The organism is Streptomyces lacrimifluminis (genome assembly GCF_014646095.1).
Classification (GTDB): Bacteria; Actinomycetota; Actinomycetes; order Streptomycetales; family Streptomycetaceae; genus Streptomyces; species Streptomyces lacrimifluminis.
This window is the reverse complement of sequence record NZ_BMMU01000019.1, coordinates 35,298-53,561: the sequence shown is the minus strand read 5'-3', so window position 1 is coordinate 53,561 and position 18,264 is coordinate 35,298. Positions and strand designations below refer to the sequence as shown.

Below are 18,264 nucleotides of genomic sequence, written 5' to 3'. Positions count from 1 at the left end.
CCTCCTGCGGTCCGGTGGTGGCTGTGGGTGCGTTGTGGTTGACCGCGCCCCACGCGGAGGAGCCGCACATGTCACAGCCCCGCGCCCCTATGGGGCGCGCGTTTCCCTCCCCCTTTCTTCAGATCGAGGTAAGTCATGCCTGCGTCCCGTCCGAGTAGACGTGCCGTTCTTGCCGCGACCGCCGCCGTTGCCGCGGTCTCCGCCGTGCCCCTGTCCGGTACGGCGGCCCAGGCGGCTCCCGCTGCCGCGCCGGTGCGCGCCTATCGCTGGCGCACCGCCGTCATCGGCGGCACCGGGTTCGTCACCGGTGTGCTGTTCCATCCCTCCGTACGGGGGCTCGCCTACGCCCGTACCGACATCGGCGGCGCCTACCGGTGGGACGAGCGCGCCGCCCGCTGGACCGCGCTCACCGACCACCTCGGGTGGGACGACTGGAACCTCCTCGGGGTCGAGGCGATCGCCGTCGATCCCGCGCACCCCGACCGGGTGTACCTCTCCCTCGGGACCTACGCCCAGTCGTGGGCCGGAAACGGCGCGGTCCTGCGGTCCGAGGACCGGGGGGCGACCTGGGCCCGAACCGACCTGACGGTGAAGCTCGGGGCCAACGAGGACGGGCGCGGCGCCGGTGAGCGGCTGCTGGTCGACCCCCGGGACAGCGACACCCTGTGGCTGGGCACCCGGCACGACGGACTCCTCAGGTCCACCGACCGGGGCGCGACCTGGGCCCCCGTGAGCACCTTCCCCGCCACCCCGAGCGCGAGCGGCCAGGGCGTCGTCTTCCTGGTCGCGGCCGGCCGTACCGTCTACGCGGGGTGGGGCGACGGCGACGGCGGGGGAACCGCCGGTACGGCCAACCTCTACCGCACCTCCGACGGCACGACCTGGGAAGCCGTACCCGGCCAGCCCGTCGGTGCCACCTCCGCCAAGGTCCCGATCCGCGCCGCCTACGACAAGCACACCCGCGACCTGTACGTGACGTACGGCAACGCGCCCGGGCCCAACGGCCAGTCCGACGGCAGTGTGCACAAGTTGCGCACCACGACCGGTAGTTGGACGGACGTGACCCCGGCTCTGCCGGGCGGGACCACCGCCGACGGCTCCGCCGACACCTTCGCCTACGGCGGAGTCGCCGTCGACGCCTGCCGGGCCGGCACCCTCGTCGTCTCCACCAACAACCGCTGGGCCGACATCGACACGGTGTTCCGCTCCACGAACGGCGGCCGTACCTGGACGTCCCTCAAGGACAGAGCCGTCATGGACGTGTCCGAGACCCCCTTCCTCAACTGGGGCAACGACAAGCCCAAGTTCGGCTGGTGGATCCAGGCGCTCGCCCTCGACCCCTTCGACTCCCGGCACATCGTCTTCGGGACCGGCGCGACCCTCTACGGCACCCGCGACCTCAAGCACTGGGCCCCGCAGATCCGCGGCCTGGAGGAGACGTCCGTGCGCCAGCTGATCTCGCCCCCGGTCGGGGAGGCGCACCTGCTCAGCGCACTCGGGGACATCGGTGTGATGTACCACGAGCGGCTCACGGCGTCCCCGTCGCGCGGCATGGCGTCGAACCCCGTGTTCGGAACGGCGACCGGAATCGCCCAGGCCGCCGCCAAGCCGTCGTACGTCGTCCGGACAGGCTGGGGCGACAACGGCAACGGTGCCTTCTCGAACGACGGCGGGTGCGGCTGGGCACCCTTCGCCACCCAGCCCGCCATCGCCAAGGACGCACCGGGGCCGATCGCCACCAACGCCGACGGCAGCGTGCTGCTGTGGACCTTCGTGCACTGGGACGGCTCGAAGTACCCGGCCCAGCGCTCCACGGACAACGGCACGACCTGGTCCGAGGTCGCCTCCGTCCCGAAGGGCGCCACGCCCGTCGCCGACCCGGCCGACCCGAAGCGCTTCTACGCCTACGACACCGACACGGGAACGCTGTACGCCAGCACCGACAGCGGCCTCACGTTCACCGCCCGGGCGGGCGGACTGCCCTCCGGTGACAGTCAGTTCGAGCTGGTCGCGGCACCCGGACGCTCCGGCGACCTGTGGCTGAGCTGCAAGGTGAACGGGCTCCACCGGTCGACCGACGGGGGAGCCACCTTCGTCAAGGTCGCCAGCTGCTGGGCGTCGCACACACTCGGATTCGGCAAGGCGGCCAGGGGCGCCACCTATCCGGCGATCTACCTGGTCGGTGCCACCGACACCATCACCGCCGTCTACCGCTCCGACGACGAGGCGAAGACCTGGACGCGGATCAACGACGACGCCCATCAGTGGGGATGGACCGGTGAGGCGATCACCGGCGACCCGCGGATCCACGGCCGCGTCTACCTCGCCACCAACGGTCGGGGCATCCAGTACGGGGACCCCGTCTGATGCCGGGGCTCGGTGACGCCACCCGGGGGCGCATCCTCTTCGGCGGCGACTACAACCCGGAGCAGTGGCCCGAGGAGACCTGGCCCGAGGACGTCCGGCTGATGAGGGACGCCGGCGTCAACTCCGTCACGCTCGGCGTCTTCTCCTGGGCGAAGCTCGAACCCCGCCCCGGGGCGCGGGAGTTCGGCTGGCTGGACCAGCTGATGGACCTGATGCAGGACAGCGGCATCGGCGTCGTCCTCGCCACGCCCACCGCCTCGCCGCCGCCCTGGATGGGCCGGCTGCACCCGGAGACCCTGCCCATCGCCGAGGACGGCCGGATCGAATGGTGGGGCGGGCGCCAGCACTTCTCGCACTCCAGCGCCGTCTACCGCCGCTACGCCGCCGCCATCACCGAGGACCTGGCTGCCCGCTACGGCGGCCACCCCGCCCTCACCATGTGGCACATCAACAACGAGTACTGCACCTACGACTGGGGCGACGAGTCGGCCGCCGCCTTCCGGCGCTGGCTCCAGGACAGGTACGGGACGCTGGACGCTCTCAACACCGCCTGGGGAACGGCGTTCTGGAGCCAGGGGTACGGCGACTGGTACGAGATCCTGCCGCCGCGCCTCCCGCACTACATGCGCAACCCCACCCAGGTACTCGACTTCAAACGCTTCACCTCCGACGCGCTCCTGGAGTGCTACCTCGCGGAACGCGACATCGTCCGCCGCCACACCCCGCATCTCCCGGTCACCACCAACTTCATGCCGATGTGGGCGGGACAGGACGCCTGGCGCTGGGCCCAGGAGGAGGACGTCGTATCGGTCGACATCTACTCCGATCCGCGCGATCCGTTCGGCGGCCAACAGGGCGCACTCGTCCAGGACATGACGCGTTCGCAGGCACGCGGCCCGTGGATGCTGATGGAACAGGCGGCCGGCCCGGTCAACTGGCGCGGCGTCAACCACCCCAAGCCGCGAGGCCTCAACCGCCTCTGGTCGCTCCAGGCGGTGGCGCGCGGGGCCGACGCCGTCTGCTACTTCCAGTGGCGCCAGTCCCGGCAGGGCGCCGAGAAGTTCCACTCCGGCATGGTCAGCCACGCCGGCGAACAGGGCCGCACCTTCCAGGAGGTCAAACAGCTCGGCGCCGAACTCGCCGCCATCAGCGGTGAAGTGACGAGCAGTCACACCGCCAACGACATCGCCGTGCTGCACGACTGGCATGCCTGGTGGGGCGCCGCCCAGGAAGGTCGGCTCTCCTCGGAGGCGGACTACCCGCAGGTCGTAGGGGCCTGGCACCGGGCGCTGTGGGAAGCGCACCTCGCGACGGACTTCGCCCACCCCGAGCACGACCTGTCGGCCTACCGGCTCGTCGTCGTACCGCAGTTGTATCTGCTCACGGACGCGGCGATCGACAACCTCCTGGCCTACGTACGCGGTGGCGGTACCCTCGTCTGCGGGTTCCTGACCGGAGTCGCCGACGAGGACGACCGGGTACGGCCCGGCGGCATGGACGCCCGGCTGCGCGAGCTGTGCGGGCTGGGCACCCTGCACGAGTGGTGGCCGCTCGACGCGGGAGAGACCGTCGAAGTGGACGGATTCCAGGGGCACTTGTGGTCCGAGGAGCTGGAGGCCGACGGCGCCGACGAGGTCACCCCGTACAAGGGCGGCGAACTCGACGGCCTGCCGGCGGTGCTGCGCAAGGGCCGCGCCTGGTACGTCTCCACGCTCCCCGAGCCGGACGCACTGCGCGACCTTCTCACGCGGATCGGTGCCGACGCGGGCGTCCGACCGGTGCTGGACGCGCTGCCCGCCGGGGTCGAGGCGGTCAGGCGAGGCGAGCTGCTCTTCGTGCTCAACCACGGGCCCGATCCGGTGACCGTCCAGGTGCCCGGCGTCCACCGGGACCTGCTGACCGGCGCCGTCGTCATGGACGAGGTCTCGCTGGGCCGGTACGGAGTGGCGGTGCTGAAGCCATGACCGACGGGCCCGTCCACGGAACCTGGGAGCCACGCCCCGCCGCCCGCTGGGAGGACGGCTATCTGAGCGGCAACGGCCGCCATGGCGCCCTCGTGTTCGGCGACCCGGAGAACGACCGTGTCATCGTCACGCACCACACCCTCGTCCGCCCGAACGGCGGCGAACACGCACGGCCGCCGCAGCTGGCGGACCGACTCGGCTCCATCCAGGACCGGTTGCTGGCCGGGGAGACCACCGCCGCCGAGAGCTTCACCGACGGGCGGGAACTGCAGTGGGTGCAGCCCTTCCACCCGGCGTTCCAGGTGCGGCTGTGCGGAGGGGCGCCCGCGGGGGAGGGGCGTGAGTACCGGCGGTCCGTCGACTTCACCACCGGGGTCACCGACGCCGGGTGCGAGGGCTGGCGCAGCCGGGTCTTCGTGTCCCGCGCGGACGACGTCATCGTCCAGTACGTCACCGGCGCTGCCGTAGGCGGCCCCGGCCTCACCCTCGACATCGACCTGGACCACCGGCTCCCGGGCGCCCCACCGGAGTTGGGCGTCGGCCACAGCGTGGTGCGCACCCCCGAGGGTGCCCTGCTCACCCTCCGCGCCCGCTACCCGGACAGCGACCGCGCGTACACCGGGGTGACCCTCGTGGTGCCCACGGGCGGGGACACGACCCTCACCCCGCCCGGAGTCCGGGTCGAGGGCGCGGAGTCCGTGCTGCTGCTGACCCGCGTCGTCCGGCACCTCGGCGAACTCGACCCGGCGGACCACGCCCGCGCCCTGCGGGAACTGCTGCCGGACGTGGACGGCGAGCCGGGGCCGGGGGATCGGACGTACAACCGTCTCCTCGCCCGCCACATCCCCCTCCACCGCACCGCCTACCAGCGCGTCACACTCGACCTCGCCGCCGACGAGACCGAACGCTGCCTGCCCGGCGCCGCGTTGCTCACCCGCGCCAAGAGCCCGGCCCTCCTGGAACGGCTCTTCGCCGCCGGGCGCTATCACCTGCTCTCCGCCAGTGGAATGTGCCCGCCCCGCCTGCTCGGTCTGTGGACCGGCGACTGGAACACCGCATGGTCCGGCGCGTTCACCACCGACGCCAACCTCAACCTCCAGACCGCGTCGGCCGCGGCCGGAGCGCTCCCCGAAGTCATCCGGGCCCACGCCTCGCTGATCCACCGTCAGGTCGACGACTGGCGGCAGAACGCCCGCGCGGTCTTCGGCGCCCGAGGCGTTGCCGCGCCCGCACACACCGACGGAGAGTCCGGGCTGACGTACCACTTCAGCCGCGAGTACCCGCTCCACCTGTGGACCGCCGGCGCCGACTGGCTGCTCAAGCCGCTCGTCGACCACGACGACACCGAGGGCGTCCGCGACCCGCGCACGGCCGCCCTGCTCGCCGAAGTCGCCCTGTTCTACGAGGACTTCCTCACCCGTACCGACCCCCACGGCCGCCTCGTCGTCGTCCCCTCCTACTCGCCCGAGAACCGTCCCGCCAACGCGAGCTGGGGAGCGGTCAACGCGGCCATGGACCTCTCGGCGGCCCGGCACGCCCTGCTCGCCGCCGCCGACCACCACCCCGACGACCCCGAACGGGCCGACCGCTGGCGGGCGTTGGCCGACCGGCTCCCACCGCACCGGATCAACGCCGACGGCGCGCTCGCCGAATGGGCCTGGCCCGACCTGGAGGACACCTACGACCACCGGCACCTCAGCCATCTCTACGGTGTCTGGCCCCTCGACGAGATCAACCCGTACGACACCCCCGACCTCGCCGCCGCCGCGTACCGCGCCCTCCAACTCCGGGGCGCCGAGAACGACTCGGCCCACGGGCACCTGCACCACGCGCTGATCGCCGCCCGCCTCCGCGACGGCGAACGGGTGACCCACGCCCTCGGCCAGGTGCTCGACGGCGACTTCTTCCACGCCTCCCTGATGAGCGCCCACTACCCGGGACGGGACGTCTACAACGCGGACGCCGCCCACACCCTGCCCGCCGTGCTCATCGAGGCGCTCATCCAGTCGACCCCCGACCGGCTGGTCCTCCTGCCCGCGCTGCCGACGGCCTGCCCCACCGGGCGACTCCGGGGCGTACGGACGCGGTTCGGCGCGGAGGTGGACCTCGACTGGGGACCGGGGCGGGGCCACGCCGTCGTACGCCCCACCCGCAGCCACCGGATCGACCTCAGAACTTCCTCCGGCGCACGCACGCTCGATCTCGTCGCCGGAGAAGACCGCGTCCTCGACCTGGGGCCGCGGTAACCGCACCGAGGAACAGCGCGACAGAAAGCAGTACACAACCCCCACACCCGCATTTCCCCCCACCCATGGAAGGAACCCCCATGGCAACACGCACCCGCACGCTGAGCCGGATCACCAAGGTCCTGCTGGCCCCCGCTCTCGCGCTCGGCGTCACCGTCGGGCTGGCCTCCGCCCCCGCCTCGGCGGCCGTCTGGAACTCCTGCGACCAGTGGGGCAACACCTCACTGAACGGCTACACCCTCTACAACAACATCTGGGGCTCCGGCGCCGGCAGCCAGTGCATCTGGGCCAACTCCGGCACCAACTGGGGCGCCTGGGCCAACCACCCGAACACCGGCGGCATCAAGTCGTACCCCAACTCCAAGAAGGTGATCAACAAGACGATCACCTCGCTCGGTTCGCTCTCCAGCAGCTACAACGTCTCGGTCCCGTCGTCCGGCGCGTACAACACGTCGTACGACATCTGGGACACCGAGTACGACTACGAGATCATGCTCTGGGTCAACAAGACCGGACCCGTCGGGCCGCTCGGCACCTCGCAGGGCAACGCGACACTGGGCGGCCACACATGGACCGTCTACAAGGGCAACAACGGCGCGAACGAGGTCTTCTCGTTCATCCGCACGTCGAACTCGTCGTCCGGCACCGTCAACATCCTCCCGATCCTCAAGTGGATCAAGGACACCAAGGGCTGGTTCGGCAACGAGACCATCGGTGACGTGCAGTTCGGCTACGAGGTCACCTCGTCCTCCGGCGGCCTGAACTTCACCACCAACAACCTGACGGTCAGCAGCAGCTGACGCGGGCTGCCAGGTAGCGGGCCGGGGCCGGCCGCGCCGTTCAGGCGCGGTCGACCTCGGCCCGCAGGGCGTTGTAGTCGGCGAAGGCCGTCTCGACGTCGGTGCGGGTCAGTCCGTAGCGGGCCAGGTCGTAGCGGTGGGGGCGGCTGCCTCTGAGGTGGGTGGAGACCGTGGGGAGCCGGGCGGCGTCGGCCTCGGTCCAGCGGGCGCCGACGGCCGCGTACAGCTTCGGGGCGCCGACGGCCGGGTCGGAGCCGAGCCAGGAGTACGGCACGTCCACCACCGCCTCCGGGGGGATGTCGGCCCGGGCCGCGAGTCCGCGCCGCACGGAGCGGCTCAGCAGGTCGAGCCAGGTGGCGCCGAGGGCGTGCAGATCGACCGTGCGCCGGGAGATGGCCATACCGCACTCGACCAGGCTGCAGAACGAGGCGACGGCGGTCGCCGGGTCGCGGTGGGTCCACACGAGCGTGGCGTCGGGGAACACGGAGAGCAGGGCGTCGAGATTCCCGGTGTGCATGGGGGACTTGAGGATCCAGCGGCGTCGCGGCCGACCGTACTGGAGCACCTGGAAGCACTCCTTGAGGTGGCGGTAGTCGGGGATGGCGTCCCGCGCGAACTGCTGGGCGTGGTACTCGGGCAGACGGGCCTGGGACAGCGGCACCAGGGCGTGCGGCAGGAGAAAAGTGCACTCCTCGGGGCCCTCGGCGGTCATCGGGTGGATCTCGCGGAAGCGCGGGGTGAGCAGGTAGGTGCCGTTGAGCGTCCGGCGCGCGGACGCGACCGCCTTCTGCCGTTCTCGGGGCGACGGTTCGAGGCCGGGGGCGAGCAACTCCCACAGCCGGGGGCAGCGGTGCTCGTCGGAGAGGGACAGGACGCTGTGGGTGAGTGTGGTGGCGGTGCGTGGGAGACCCACCACGAACACCGGCTTCTCGATGGGCTCTTGAGCGATGGCGGGGTTCGCGGCGATCAGCCGGCCGATCCGGGCCCGGTTGGTGAGATGTCTGCGGACATGGGCCCGCGCGGACTGCCAGCCGACCGGCGACAGTTCCTCGTCGGCCGCCCACTCGGCGAGCAGCGGCCGGAAGCTCTCGACGAACCACTCGTCACCGTCCGCCCGCCCCGCCTGGCCGGCGATCCGGTCGAACACCCGGACCGGGTCGCGCCGGGAGCCCAACCCGGGCCGCAGTAACAGGTTGGCCAGCGTCAGAGGCAGGGGAGCGGCAGACACGAGACGGGGTTCCTTTCCATCGGGGCAGAAGGAAACGTTCACCGAACCAGTGTGCAAACAGCGGAAGTTGACCCACGCACCGCCCCCGCCGACCCCGCTGCTCGACGTCCGGGTGCCTGCCCCGCCAGGGGCGCGGGGAACGGCGCGACAAGCCACGACGAACCCGCACCCGCCCCTGAACCGAGCCGCCCCGAACAGAGCCCCCGAACAGAGCCCCCGAACCGCCCCCCCCGTGAGCCGGCGGCAGCCGCTACTCGGCGATGGGAAGACTCGCCCCGTCCCGCAGGAACAGCGGGATGCGGTCCAGAGGCGCGTCGACCGTCACGGCCGACCCGCCCTCGTACATCTCACCGGTCCACGCGTCCGTCCAGGTCGCCCCCGCCGGAAGGTACGCCGTACGGGTCGTCGCGCCCGCCGTCAGGACCGGGGCGACCAGCAGGTCGGGGCCGAAGAGATACGCGTCGTCCACCGACCAGGTCGCCGCGTCGTCCGGGAACTCCAGGAACAGCGGGCGCATCACCGGCAGCCCCTCCTCGTGCGCCTCCCGCATGACCCGCAGCACATACGGCTTCAGGCGCTCGCGGAGGTGGACGTACCGCTCCAGGATCGCGCCGGCCTTCTCGCCGTACGACCACACCTCGTTGGGGCCGCCGGTCATGTCGGGGCCCAGCGGCATCCCCGGGTCGCGGAAGCCGTGCAGGCGCATCAGCGGGGACAGCGCGCCGAACTGGAACCAGCGGACCATCACCTCCTGGTACGCCGGGTCGTCCGGGTCGCCGCCGTGGAAGCCGCCGATGTCGGTGTTCCACCAGGGGATGCCGGAGAGGGCGGTGTTGAGACCGGCCGCTATCTGGCGGCGCAGGGTCGGGAAGTCGACACCGATGTCACCGGACCACAGGGCGGCGCCGTAGCGCTGACTCCCCGCCCACGCCGAGCGGTTGAGGCTGATCACCTCGTCCTCACCGGACGCGATCAGGCCCTCGTGGAACGTGCGGGCGTTCTCGACCGGGTACAGGTTGCCGACCTCCAGGCCGGGACCCGCCCAGTACCGCAGGTTCTCCGGGAAGCCCGGCTTCAGCTCCGGCTCGCAGGCGTCCAGCCAGAAGGCCGTGATGCCGTACGGAGCAAGGTAGTTGTCCCGAATCTTCGACCACACGAACTCGCGGGCCTCCGGGTTCGTGGCGTCGTAGAACGCGACCTGGACGGTGGACGCGACACCCTTGTCCGGCCAGTCGGCATGCGCCATGGGCCCGTACTGCGTGCCGATGAAGTAGCCGCGCTGCTCCATGAGCTGGTGGTTCTCGGAGAGCGGCGACACCGAGGGCCAGACGGAGACGACGAGTTTGACGCCCATCTCCGCCAACTCCGCGACCATGGCGGCCGGGTCGGGCCACTCGGCCGGGTCGAATTTCCAGTCGCCCAGATGCGTCCAGTGGAAGAAGTCGCACACGATGGCCCGCAGCGGCAGCCCGCGCCGCTTGTACTCCCGTGCCACGTCGAGGAGTTCGTCCTGGGTGCGGTAGCGCAGCTTGCACTGCCAGAAGCCCGCCGCCCACTCCGGCAGCATGGGCGTACGTCCCGTCACCGCGCTGTAGCGCCGCTGGGCGCCGGCCGGCTGCCCGGCCGTGATCCAGTAGTCGATCTGCCGGGCCGAATCCGCCACCCAGCGCGTCCCGTTGCCCGCCAGCTCGACCCGCCCGATCGCCGGGCTGTTCCACAGCAGGGTGTAACCGCGGCTGGAGGTGAGCACCGGCACGGACACCTCGGCGTTGCGCTGCACCAGATCCAGCACGACCCCCTTCTGGTCGAACCGGCCGTGCTGGTGCTGGCCGAGACCGTACAGCTTCTCGTCCTCGTAGGCGGCGAACCGCTGCTCCAGCCGGTGGTAGCCGTTGCCGACAGCCGTGTAGAGACGCGAGCCCGGCCACCAGAAGTGCGCCCGCTCCTCGGCGAGCAGCTCGGCCGCGTCGTCGCTGCGCAGGAAGCGGATCAGCCCCTCTGCGCTCACCTCTACGGTCAGCGCGCCGACGGTCAACCGCCCCTGCCCGTCCTCGATCTTGACGGTGTACGGCGTCGACTCCGGCTCGTCCAGAAGGGCCCCCGGCAAACCTTCCAGGACCGGCCCGCCGAGCCGTGTCCGGACCCGGACCGCGTCCGGCCCCCAGGGCTCTATCCGTACGGTCTCCTGACGGCCGCTCCACTCCAGCGCACCGGCCCGCTCACGGAACGTACCGACGGTGGGGGAGGACTGCGCGAGGCTGACCGCGCCTGACGGGGGCAGGGATTCGGCGGGCTGGTTCACGTGGCGGCTCCTGAAGGAAGGAGTGGGGGAAGGGGCGGCTGTGGGGGACCCCGGCGCGGCTCTGTCGGGCCGGTTCGGGACAGGCGGGGGCACCCCAACGGCCGTGGGATGTCCGGGCGTTGGGTGTGTCGTCGAGTGAGGTCTTCGGGTGGGGTCTGCGGTTGTGGTGGGTCGGCTCCGGACGAGGCCGGCTGATGCGGGCGCGGTGCGGGGGATCGGTGAGCGGGGATCAGGAAGCGGCTGGGGCCGGGGCCGGCCCCGTACTGGCCCGCACCGTCAACTCGGGTGAGATGAGAGCGACTTCGTCGCTCCCGCGCCCTTCGAGCTTGGCGATCAGCAGTTCCACCGCGCGACGCCCCATCTCCTGCGCGGGAATCGCGACGGACGTCAGCCGCACCGAGGCCTGGGTGGCCACCTGGTCGGGGCAGACGGCGATGACCGACACGTCCTCCGGCACCGCCCGCCCCTGCTGGCGCAGCAGCGCGAGCAACGGTTCGACCGCCGACTCGTTCTGCACGACGAACCCCGTGGTGCCCGGCCGTTCGTCGAAGATCCGGGCCAGGGTCACCGTCATCGCGTCGAACCCGCCCTCGCACGGCCGGTGCAGCACCCGCACCCCCAACTCCCTTGACCGGGACCGGAGTCCGTCGAGGGTGCGCTCGGCGAAACCGGTGTGCCGTTCGTAGACCGCGGGCGCCTCGCCGATGACAGCGATGTCCCGGTGCCCGAGCTCCGCGAGGTGTTCGGCGCACAGCGCGCCCGTGGCCCCGAAGTCGAGGTCGACGCAGGTCAGGCCCTCGGTGGCGGCCGGCAGCCCGATGAGCACGGACGGCTGGTCCGTCCCGCGCAGCAACGGCAGCCGCTCGTCGTCGAGTTCGACGTCCATCAGGATCATCGCGTCGGCGAGCCCGCTGCCGGTCACCCGGCGCACGGCGTCGGGGCCCTCCTCGCCGGTGAGCAGCAGCACGTCGTACCCGTAGGTGCGGGCGCTGGTGGCCACCGCGATGGCGATCTCCATCATCACCGGCACGTACATGTCCGTACGCAGCGGGACCATCAGGGCGACGATGTTGGAGCGGCTGCTCGCCAGCGCCCGGGCACCCGCGTTCGGGTGGTAGCCGAGCTGTTGGATGCTCTGCTCGACCCGCTGCCGGGTGCCCATGGAGATGGACCGCTTGCCGCTGAGGACATAGCTCACCGTGCTCGCCGAGACTCCGGCGTGCTGGGCGACCTCGGCGAGGGTGACCATCCAGCTCTCCAAGTATTGTGTGAAGCGCTTCGACAGTGCGCGTGACGGATAGCGGCGACGTATAAAGGCGAGTGAGGGTGGAACGACAGTAACCCCACCCGGGTTGGGTGTCCATATGTTGTCGAAGCGCTTCGACAAGGTTTTTCGGGGCTCTCTCGGCCACCATGGCAACTTTCCCACCTGGTGGTGGCCGCTGAGGAGTACTGGGCGAAACATCCCCTCTCGCCGTCGCGCGTGCGGGGGTGTCGGAGGCCTGTCCCGGCCGATGGCTGCGCGAGGACTGGTGGGGTCGCCCGTAATCGGGTACCAACGATCGAGTAGCACCGATCAGTAACGTACGGTCCTCAAGATCCCGATTCGCGGCGAGGTGTGCCTCATGTCCGCAAGCCCAGTCAGCCCCCCAGCCAAACCCACCGTCACCGAGCGGGAGGCCCGCCAGGTGGCGGAGGCCGCCCGGGAACAGGGCTGGCGCAAGCCCAGCTTCGCCAAGGAACTGTTCCTCGGCCGCTTCCGGCTCGACCTCATCCACCCGCACCCGCTCCCGCCCGCCGAGGACGCGCGGCGCGGCGAGGAGTTCCTCGCCAGGCTGCGCGACTTCTGCGAGACGAAGATCGACGCGGCCCGCATCGAACGCGAGGCCCGGATCCCGGACGAGGTGGTCAACGGGCTCAAGGAGCTCGGCGCCCTCGGTATGAAGATCGACACCAAGTACGGCGGCCTCGGCCTCACCCAGGTGTACTACAACAAGGCGCTCGCCCTGGTCGGCTCCGCGAACCCGGCGCTCGGCGCGCTGCTCTCCGCCCATCAGTCGATCGGCGTACCGCAGCCGCTCAAGCTCTTCGGCACCCAGGAGCAGAAGGACGAGTTCCTGCCGCGCTGCGCCCGCACCGACATCTCCGCGTTCCTGCTGACGGAGCCGGACGTCGGCTCCGACCCGGCGCGGCTCGCCACCAGCGCGGTGCCGGACGGCGACGACTACATCCTGGACGGCGTGAAGCTCTGGACGACCAACGGGGTCGTCGCCGACCTCCTCGTCGTCATGGCCCGTGTGCCGAAGTCCGAGGGCCACCGGGGCGGCATCACCGCGTTCGTCGTCGAGACCGCCTCCGAGGGCGTCACCGTCGAACACCGCAACGCCTTCATGGGCCTGCGCGGCCTGGAGAACGGCGTCACCCGCCTCCACCAGGTGCGTGTCCCGGCCGCCAACCGGATCGGCCCCGAGGGCGCGGGCCTCAAGATCGCCCTGACGACCCTCAACACCGGCCGCCTGTCGCTGCCCGCGATGTGCGTGGGTGCCGGGAAGTGGTGTCTGAAGATCGCCCGGGAGTGGTCGGGCGTACGGGAGCAGTGGGGCAAGCCCGTCGCGCTGCACGAGGCGGTCGGCGCGAAGATCAGCTTCATCGCGGCCACCACCTTCGCCCTGGAGGCCGTGCTCGACCTCTCCTCCCAGATGGCCGACGAGAACCGCAACGACATCCGCATCGAGGCCGCCCTCGCCAAGCTGTACGGCTCCGAGATGGCCTGGCTGATGGCCGACGAACTCGTCCAGATCCGCGGCGGACGCGGCTTCGAGACCGCCGAGTCGCTCGCCGCGCGCGGCGAACGGGCGGTCCCCGCCGAGCAGGTCCTGCGGGATTTGCGGATCAACCGCATCTTCGAGGGCTCGACGGAGATCATGCACCTGCTGATCGCCCGAGAGGCCGTCGACGCCCACCTGACGGTCGCGGGTGACCTCATCGACGCCGACAAGTCCCTGTCGGACAAGGCGAAGGCGGGCGCGAACGCGGGAGTCTTCTACGCCAAGTGGCTGCCCAAACTGGTCACCGGAGCCGGACAACTCCCGGGCTCGTACGCCGAGTTCAAGAGAGAAGGCGTCGATCTCTCGCCGCATCTGCGCTATGTCGAGCGCAGCGCACGCAAGCTGGCCCGCTCCACCTTCTACGCCATGTCCCGCTGGCAGGGCCGGATGGAGACCAAGCAGGGCTTCCTCGGCCGGATCGTCGACATCGGCGCCGAACTGTTCGCGATGAGCGCGGCCTGCGTACGCGCCGAACTCCTGCGCACCCAGGGCCAGAACGGCCGCGAGGCCTACCAACTGGCCGACGCCTTCTGCCGCCAGGCCCGCGTCCGCGTCGAGGAACTCTTCGGCCGGCTCTGGACCAACACCGACGACGTCGACCGCTCGGTGGTCAAGGGCGTCCTCGCCGGCGCGTACACCTGGCTGGAGGAGGGCGTCGTAGATCTCTCGGGAGAGGGCCCCTGGATCGCGGACGCCACCCCGGGCCCGACGGAACAGGAGAACGTCCATCGGCCCATCCGCTGAGGCCCCGGGCCCCCGAAGCCCCGCGTCCCGAAGGGGCGCGGGGCTGTGTCGGTCTGCGGCTCCGCAGCGTGGGCCGACAGCCCTCACCTAGCCGCAGGCAACGAACCGCCCATCCAGCGGAGCTAACACCGCTTGTCGCTCGGGTCGCTGGTCGTCCACTTGCAGTCGTCGACCTTCGACCCGTTCGCTCTCGTCAGGATCGCCGTGTCGCTGGTGTTGTTCCAGACGTACCAGGAACGCTTCTGGAACTTGGTGGCCGCGGTGTCCGTCCCCTTGCCGGTGCGGATCTTCATGGTCTTGCCCGCGCCGATCTTCAGGTTGGCGAAGGTGTACTTGTGGTTGGCGACGTCCTTCAGGATCCAGCCCTTGAGCGATATGGACGCGGAGCTGGTGTTCTTGATCTCCACCCACTCCCCGTTGAGGGACGCGTTGGAGCCGTTGTCCGAACCCGGACTGTCGAACCACACGTGCCGGATGACCACCCCGCCGGCCGCCTCGGCCGGAGTGCTGAGAACCGCGCCGGTCAGGGCAACGGCGCCCGCGAGCGCGGGCAGGGCAGCGCGTCGAATGCGCATCGAGATCCCCCCAAGGATTTCGTCCACGACTGACCGGTCGTCCACCGGTACAGGAATGAAGTGTTATCACACGATCTTTATGTAGGTTTTGCTTATGGATATTCGTCCCGAGGGACGCCCTGTCCTCGCTGTCGGTGGCAGCGGCCACAATGGAGGGATGACGGACAGCCCAGCCCCACTCGCAGACCCGCACCTCGTCTTCGACCCCGTGGCCGGGGACGGCGCCAGGGACGTGGTGATCCTCGGTTCCACCGGGTCGATCGGCACCCAGGCCATCGACCTCGTGCTGCGCAACCCGGACCGTTTCCGGGTCACCGGGCTCTCCGCCGCGGGCGGTCGCGTCGCGCTCCTCGCCGAGCAGGCGCACCGGCTGAGCGTGCGCACGGTCGCGGTCGCCCGCGAGGACGCCGTACCGGCCCTGCGCGAGGCCCTGAGCACGCGGTACGGCGCCGGGGAGCCGCTCCCCGAGATCCTCTCCGGACCGAAGGCGGCCACCCACCTCGCCGCCTCCGACTGCCACACGGTGCTCAACGGCATCACCGGATCGATCGGCCTCGCCCCCACCCTCGCCGCCCTTGAGGCGGGCCGCACGCTCGCGCTCGCCAACAAGGAGTCGCTCATCGTGGGCGGCCCGCTGGTCAAGGCCCTGGCCAAGCCGGGCCAGATCATCCCGGTCGACTCCGAGCACGCGGCCCTGTTCCAGGCCCTGGCGGCAGGCACCCGCTCCGATGTGCGCAAGCTCGTGGTCACGGCGTCGGGCGGCCCCTTCCGCGGCCGTACGAAGGCACAACTGGCCGATGTGACGGTCGAGGACGCGCTCGCGCACCCCACCTGGGCGATGGGCCCGGTGATCACGATCAACTCCGCGACGCTCGTCAACAAGGGCCTGGAGGTGATCGAGGCACACCTCCTCTACGACATTCCCTTCGACCGCATTGAGGTGGTCGTGCACCCGCAGTCGTATGTCCACTCGATGGTTGAGTTCACGGACGGATCGACACTGGCCCAGGCCACGCCCCCCGACATGCGCGGCCCCATCGCCATCGGCCTCGGCTGGCCGGAGCGCGTCCCGGACGCGGCACCCGCGTTCGACTGGACCAGGGCGTCGACGTGGGAGTTCTTCCCGCTCGACACCGAGGCGTTCCCCTCGGTCGGCCTCGCCCGGCATGTCGGGCAGCTCGCGGGCACGGCCCCCGCGGTGTTCAATGCCGCCAACGAGGAGTGCGTGGAGGCATTCCGAAGCGGCGGGCTACCGTTCAACGGAATCATGGAGACCGTGACCCGGGTGGTCGAGGAGCACGGCACACCTCGTACGGGAACTTCCCTGACCGTCGCGGACGTCCTTGAAGCGGAGTCCTGGGCACGGGCGAGGGCCCGGGAATTGACACAACAGACGAAGACAACGGCGGAGGCCCGTGCATGACGACACTGATGATGGTCCTGGGCATAGTCGTCTTCGTGATCGGCCTGCTGGTGTCGATCGCCTGGCACGAGCTGGGACATCTCTCCACCGCGAAGCTCTTCGGCATCCGCGTTCCGCAGTACATGGTCGGCTTCGGCCCGACGCTCTGGTCGCGCAGGAAGGGTGAGACCGAGTACGGCATCAAGGCGATCCCGTTCGGCGGCTACATCCGCATGATCGGTATGTTCCCGCCGGGCCCGGACGGCCGGATAGAGGCCCGGTCGACCTCGCCCTGGCGCGGGATGATCGAGGACGCGCGCGCCCAGTCCTTCGAGGAGTTGCAGCCGGGCGACGAGAAGCGCCTGTTCTACACGCGCAAGCCGTGGAAGCGCGTCATCGTGATGTTCGCGGGCCCGTTCATGAACCTGATCCTCGCGGTGGCACTGTTCCTGACCGTGCTCATGGGCTTCGGCATCTCGCAGCAGACCACCAGCGTCAGCTCGGTCTCCCAGTGCGTCATCGCCCAGAGCGAGGGCCGCGACGCCTGCCGCAAGACGGACCAGGCATCCCCCGCCGCGGCGGCCGGCCTCAAGGCGGGCGACAAGATCCTCTCCTTCGGCGGGGTCCAGGTCGACACCTGGAACAAGCTCTCGGACGAGATCCGCGCCAACCCCGGCAAGGAGGTGGCGATCGTCGTCGACCGCAAGGGCGAGCAGGTCACCCTCCACGCGAAGATCGCCACGAACCAGGTCGCGAAGAAGGACTCCAGCGGCCAGATCGTCGAGGGCCAGTACGTCACGGCCGGCTTCCTCGGCTTCAGCGCGGCCAGCGGTGTCGTCCGCCAGGACTTCGGCGACTCGGTGACCTGGATGGGCGACCGGATGGGCGAGGCCGTCGACTCGATCGCCGGCCTGCCCGGCAAGATCCCCGCCCTGTGGAACGCCGCCTTCGACGGCGGCGAACGCGCGGCGGACTCCCCGATGGGCGTGGTCGGCGCGGCCCGCGTGGGCGGCGAGATCTTCACCCTGGACATCCCGCCCACCCAGCAACTGGCGATGGCGTTGATGCTGGTGGCGGGCTTCAACCTGTCCCTCTTCCTCTTCAACATGCTCCCGCTGCTGCCGCTCGACGGCGGCCATGTCGCGGGCGCCCTGTGGGAGTCGCTGCGCCGGAACACGGCGAAGGTGCTGAAGCGCCCGGACCCGGGTCCGTTCGATGTGGCGAAGCTGATGCCGGTCGCCTACGTGGTGGCGGGACTCTTCATCTGCTTCACGCTCCTCGTCCTGGTGGCCGATGTGGTCAACCCGGTGCGCTTGAGCGGCTGACGGCGCGGCCTGATACCCAGGAGAACGGGGCTGTTCATCACCCATCGTGATGAACAGCCCCGTTCTCGTCGCGTGTCTCATTGTCGGGCGGCTGTACGTTCCTCGTGCTCGTGGACGACCCCGGCGGTGCCTCGACACCTCGGGGTCCGGCCGGTTGAGGCACAGTCTCGGGATTCTGCGTGATCTCCGCCGGTAGGTGGACGAATGGGAGCAGGAACTGCGACGTCGACGGACGGAAGCCGACACCACGGTGCAGTCGGCGTCGCTGGTGCCAGGTACCGTCCTGCGCCGTGGGGCCGAAGCTGCCGCCGTACAGGATCGGCATCAAAGGTCTGACGTCGAGGCCGCAGATGGTGAGTGGCACACAGGAAGACAGAGCCGCCGCTTGAGAGGCAGGCCGTCGCACGCCTGAACCCGGCAGAAAATCTCGGGTTCACATGGTGTTCACGGCGGCCGGGCGCAGCGGAAGGACCTCGCCGCGCC

11 protein-coding genes are annotated in these 18,264 nt (G+C 70.5%); 7 read left to right on the top strand and 4 right to left on the bottom strand.

The features are described from left to right. The first annotated feature begins 135 nt into the window (after nt 1-135). The 4 genes from IEY89_RS25655 to IEY89_RS25640 all read left to right on the top strand — a co-directional run bounded on the left by IEY89_RS25655 (nt 136) and on the right by IEY89_RS25640 (nt 7,377). Nucleotides 136-2,367: a sialidase family protein gene (locus IEY89_RS25655; protein WP_189149861.1), complete on the top strand. Its 2,232-nt coding sequence runs from the start codon at nt 136-138 to the stop codon at nt 2,365-2,367. Beyond that, nucleotides 2,367-4,331, top strand: a complete 1,965-nt coding sequence (locus tag IEY89_RS25650) for a beta-galactosidase (RefSeq protein WP_189149860.1) — start codon at nt 2,367-2,369, stop codon at nt 4,329-4,331. The genes IEY89_RS25655 and IEY89_RS25650 overlap by 1 nt, the downstream gene beginning before the upstream one ends. Then, a complete protein-coding gene (locus IEY89_RS25645; RefSeq protein ID WP_189149859.1) occupies nt 4,328-6,577 on the top strand; it encodes a glycosyl hydrolase family 95 catalytic domain-containing protein in 2,250 nt (749 codons plus the stop codon). The genes IEY89_RS25650 and IEY89_RS25645 overlap by 4 nt, the downstream gene beginning before the upstream one ends. A gap of 80 nt (nt 6,578-6,657) precedes the next feature. Next, entirely contained in the window at nt 6,658-7,377 is a 720-nt protein-coding gene (locus tag IEY89_RS25640) for a glycoside hydrolase family 12 protein (protein WP_189149858.1), read from the top strand. A gap of 40 nt (nt 7,378-7,417) precedes the next feature. Here IEY89_RS25640 and IEY89_RS25635 read toward each other — a convergent pair whose 3' ends face one another. The 3 genes from IEY89_RS25635 to IEY89_RS25625 form a co-directional block, all read right to left on the bottom strand. Then, on the bottom strand, nt 7,418-8,605 hold the full coding sequence (locus IEY89_RS25635) for a sulfotransferase family protein (RefSeq protein ID WP_189149857.1): 1,188 nt from the start codon (nt 8,603-8,605) through the stop codon (nt 7,418-7,420). A gap of 250 nt (nt 8,606-8,855) precedes the next feature. Continuing rightward, nucleotides 8,856-10,907 carry a glycoside hydrolase family 31 protein gene (locus tag IEY89_RS25630; protein WP_189149856.1) on the bottom strand — a complete coding sequence of 684 codons (2,052 nt, stop codon included), beginning with the start codon at nt 10,905-10,907 and terminating at the stop codon, nt 8,856-8,858. 229 nt (nt 10,908-11,136) lie between these two features. Then, nucleotides 11,137-12,156 carry a LacI family DNA-binding transcriptional regulator gene (locus IEY89_RS25625; RefSeq protein ID WP_189149855.1) on the bottom strand — a complete coding sequence of 340 codons (1,020 nt, stop codon included), beginning with the start codon at nt 12,154-12,156 and terminating at the stop codon, nt 11,137-11,139. A gap of 376 nt (nt 12,157-12,532) precedes the next feature. On the opposite strand from IEY89_RS25625, the gene IEY89_RS25620 reads away from it, so the two are divergent. Beyond that, a complete protein-coding gene (locus IEY89_RS25620) occupies nt 12,533-14,479 on the top strand; it encodes an acyl-CoA dehydrogenase family protein (RefSeq protein ID WP_189149854.1) in 1,947 nt (648 codons plus the stop codon). 122 nt (nt 14,480-14,601) lie between these two features. On the opposite strand, the gene IEY89_RS25615 is transcribed toward IEY89_RS25620, so the two are convergent. After that, on the bottom strand, nt 14,602-15,054 hold the full coding sequence (locus IEY89_RS25615; RefSeq protein WP_189149853.1) for a lamin tail domain-containing protein: 453 nt from the start codon (nt 15,052-15,054) through the stop codon (nt 14,602-14,604). Nucleotides 15,055-15,211: 157 nt separating this feature from the next. On the opposite strand from IEY89_RS25615, the gene dxr reads away from it, so the two are divergent. Continuing rightward, the gene (dxr, locus tag IEY89_RS25610; protein WP_189149852.1) at nt 15,212-16,477 is read left to right on the top strand and encodes a 1-deoxy-D-xylulose-5-phosphate reductoisomerase; all 1,266 of its coding nucleotides are present in this window, start codon (nt 15,212-15,214) and stop codon (nt 16,475-16,477) included. Then, on the top strand, nt 16,474-17,781 hold the full coding sequence (locus tag IEY89_RS25605; RefSeq protein ID WP_506004850.1) for a M50 family metallopeptidase: 1,308 nt from the start codon (nt 16,474-16,476) through the stop codon (nt 17,779-17,781). The genes dxr and IEY89_RS25605 overlap by 4 nt, the downstream gene beginning before the upstream one ends. Nucleotides 17,782-18,264: the final 483 nt, after the last annotated feature.

What these genes read in the sequence shown, in the direction of transcription:
- IEY89_RS25655 (WP_189149861.1), top strand. Translation starts at nt 136, where the DNA reads ATGCCTGCGTCCCGTCCGAGTAGACGTGCCGTTCTTGCCGCGACCGCC.
- IEY89_RS25650 (WP_189149860.1), top strand. Translation starts at nt 2,367, where the DNA reads ATGCCGGGGCTCGGTGACGCCACCCGGGGGCGCATCCTCTTCGGCGGC.
- IEY89_RS25645 (WP_189149859.1), top strand. Translation starts at nt 4,328, where the DNA reads ATGACCGACGGGCCCGTCCACGGAACCTGGGAGCCACGCCCCGCCGCC.
- IEY89_RS25640 (WP_189149858.1), top strand. Translation starts at nt 6,658, where the DNA reads ATGGCAACACGCACCCGCACGCTGAGCCGGATCACCAAGGTCCTGCTG.
- IEY89_RS25625 (WP_189149855.1), bottom strand. Translation starts at nt 12,156, where the DNA reads ATGGTCACCCTCGCCGAGGTCGCCCAGCACGCCGGAGTCTCGGCGAGC.
- IEY89_RS25620 (WP_189149854.1), top strand. Translation starts at nt 12,533, where the DNA reads ATGTCCGCAAGCCCAGTCAGCCCCCCAGCCAAACCCACCGTCACCGAG.
- IEY89_RS25615 (WP_189149853.1), bottom strand. Translation starts at nt 15,054, where the DNA reads ATGCGCATTCGACGCGCTGCCCTGCCCGCGCTCGCGGGCGCCGTTGCC.
- dxr (WP_189149852.1), top strand. Translation starts at nt 15,212, where the DNA reads ATGACGGACAGCCCAGCCCCACTCGCAGACCCGCACCTCGTCTTCGAC.
- IEY89_RS25605 (WP_506004850.1), top strand. Translation starts at nt 16,474, where the DNA reads ATGACGACACTGATGATGGTCCTGGGCATAGTCGTCTTCGTGATCGGC.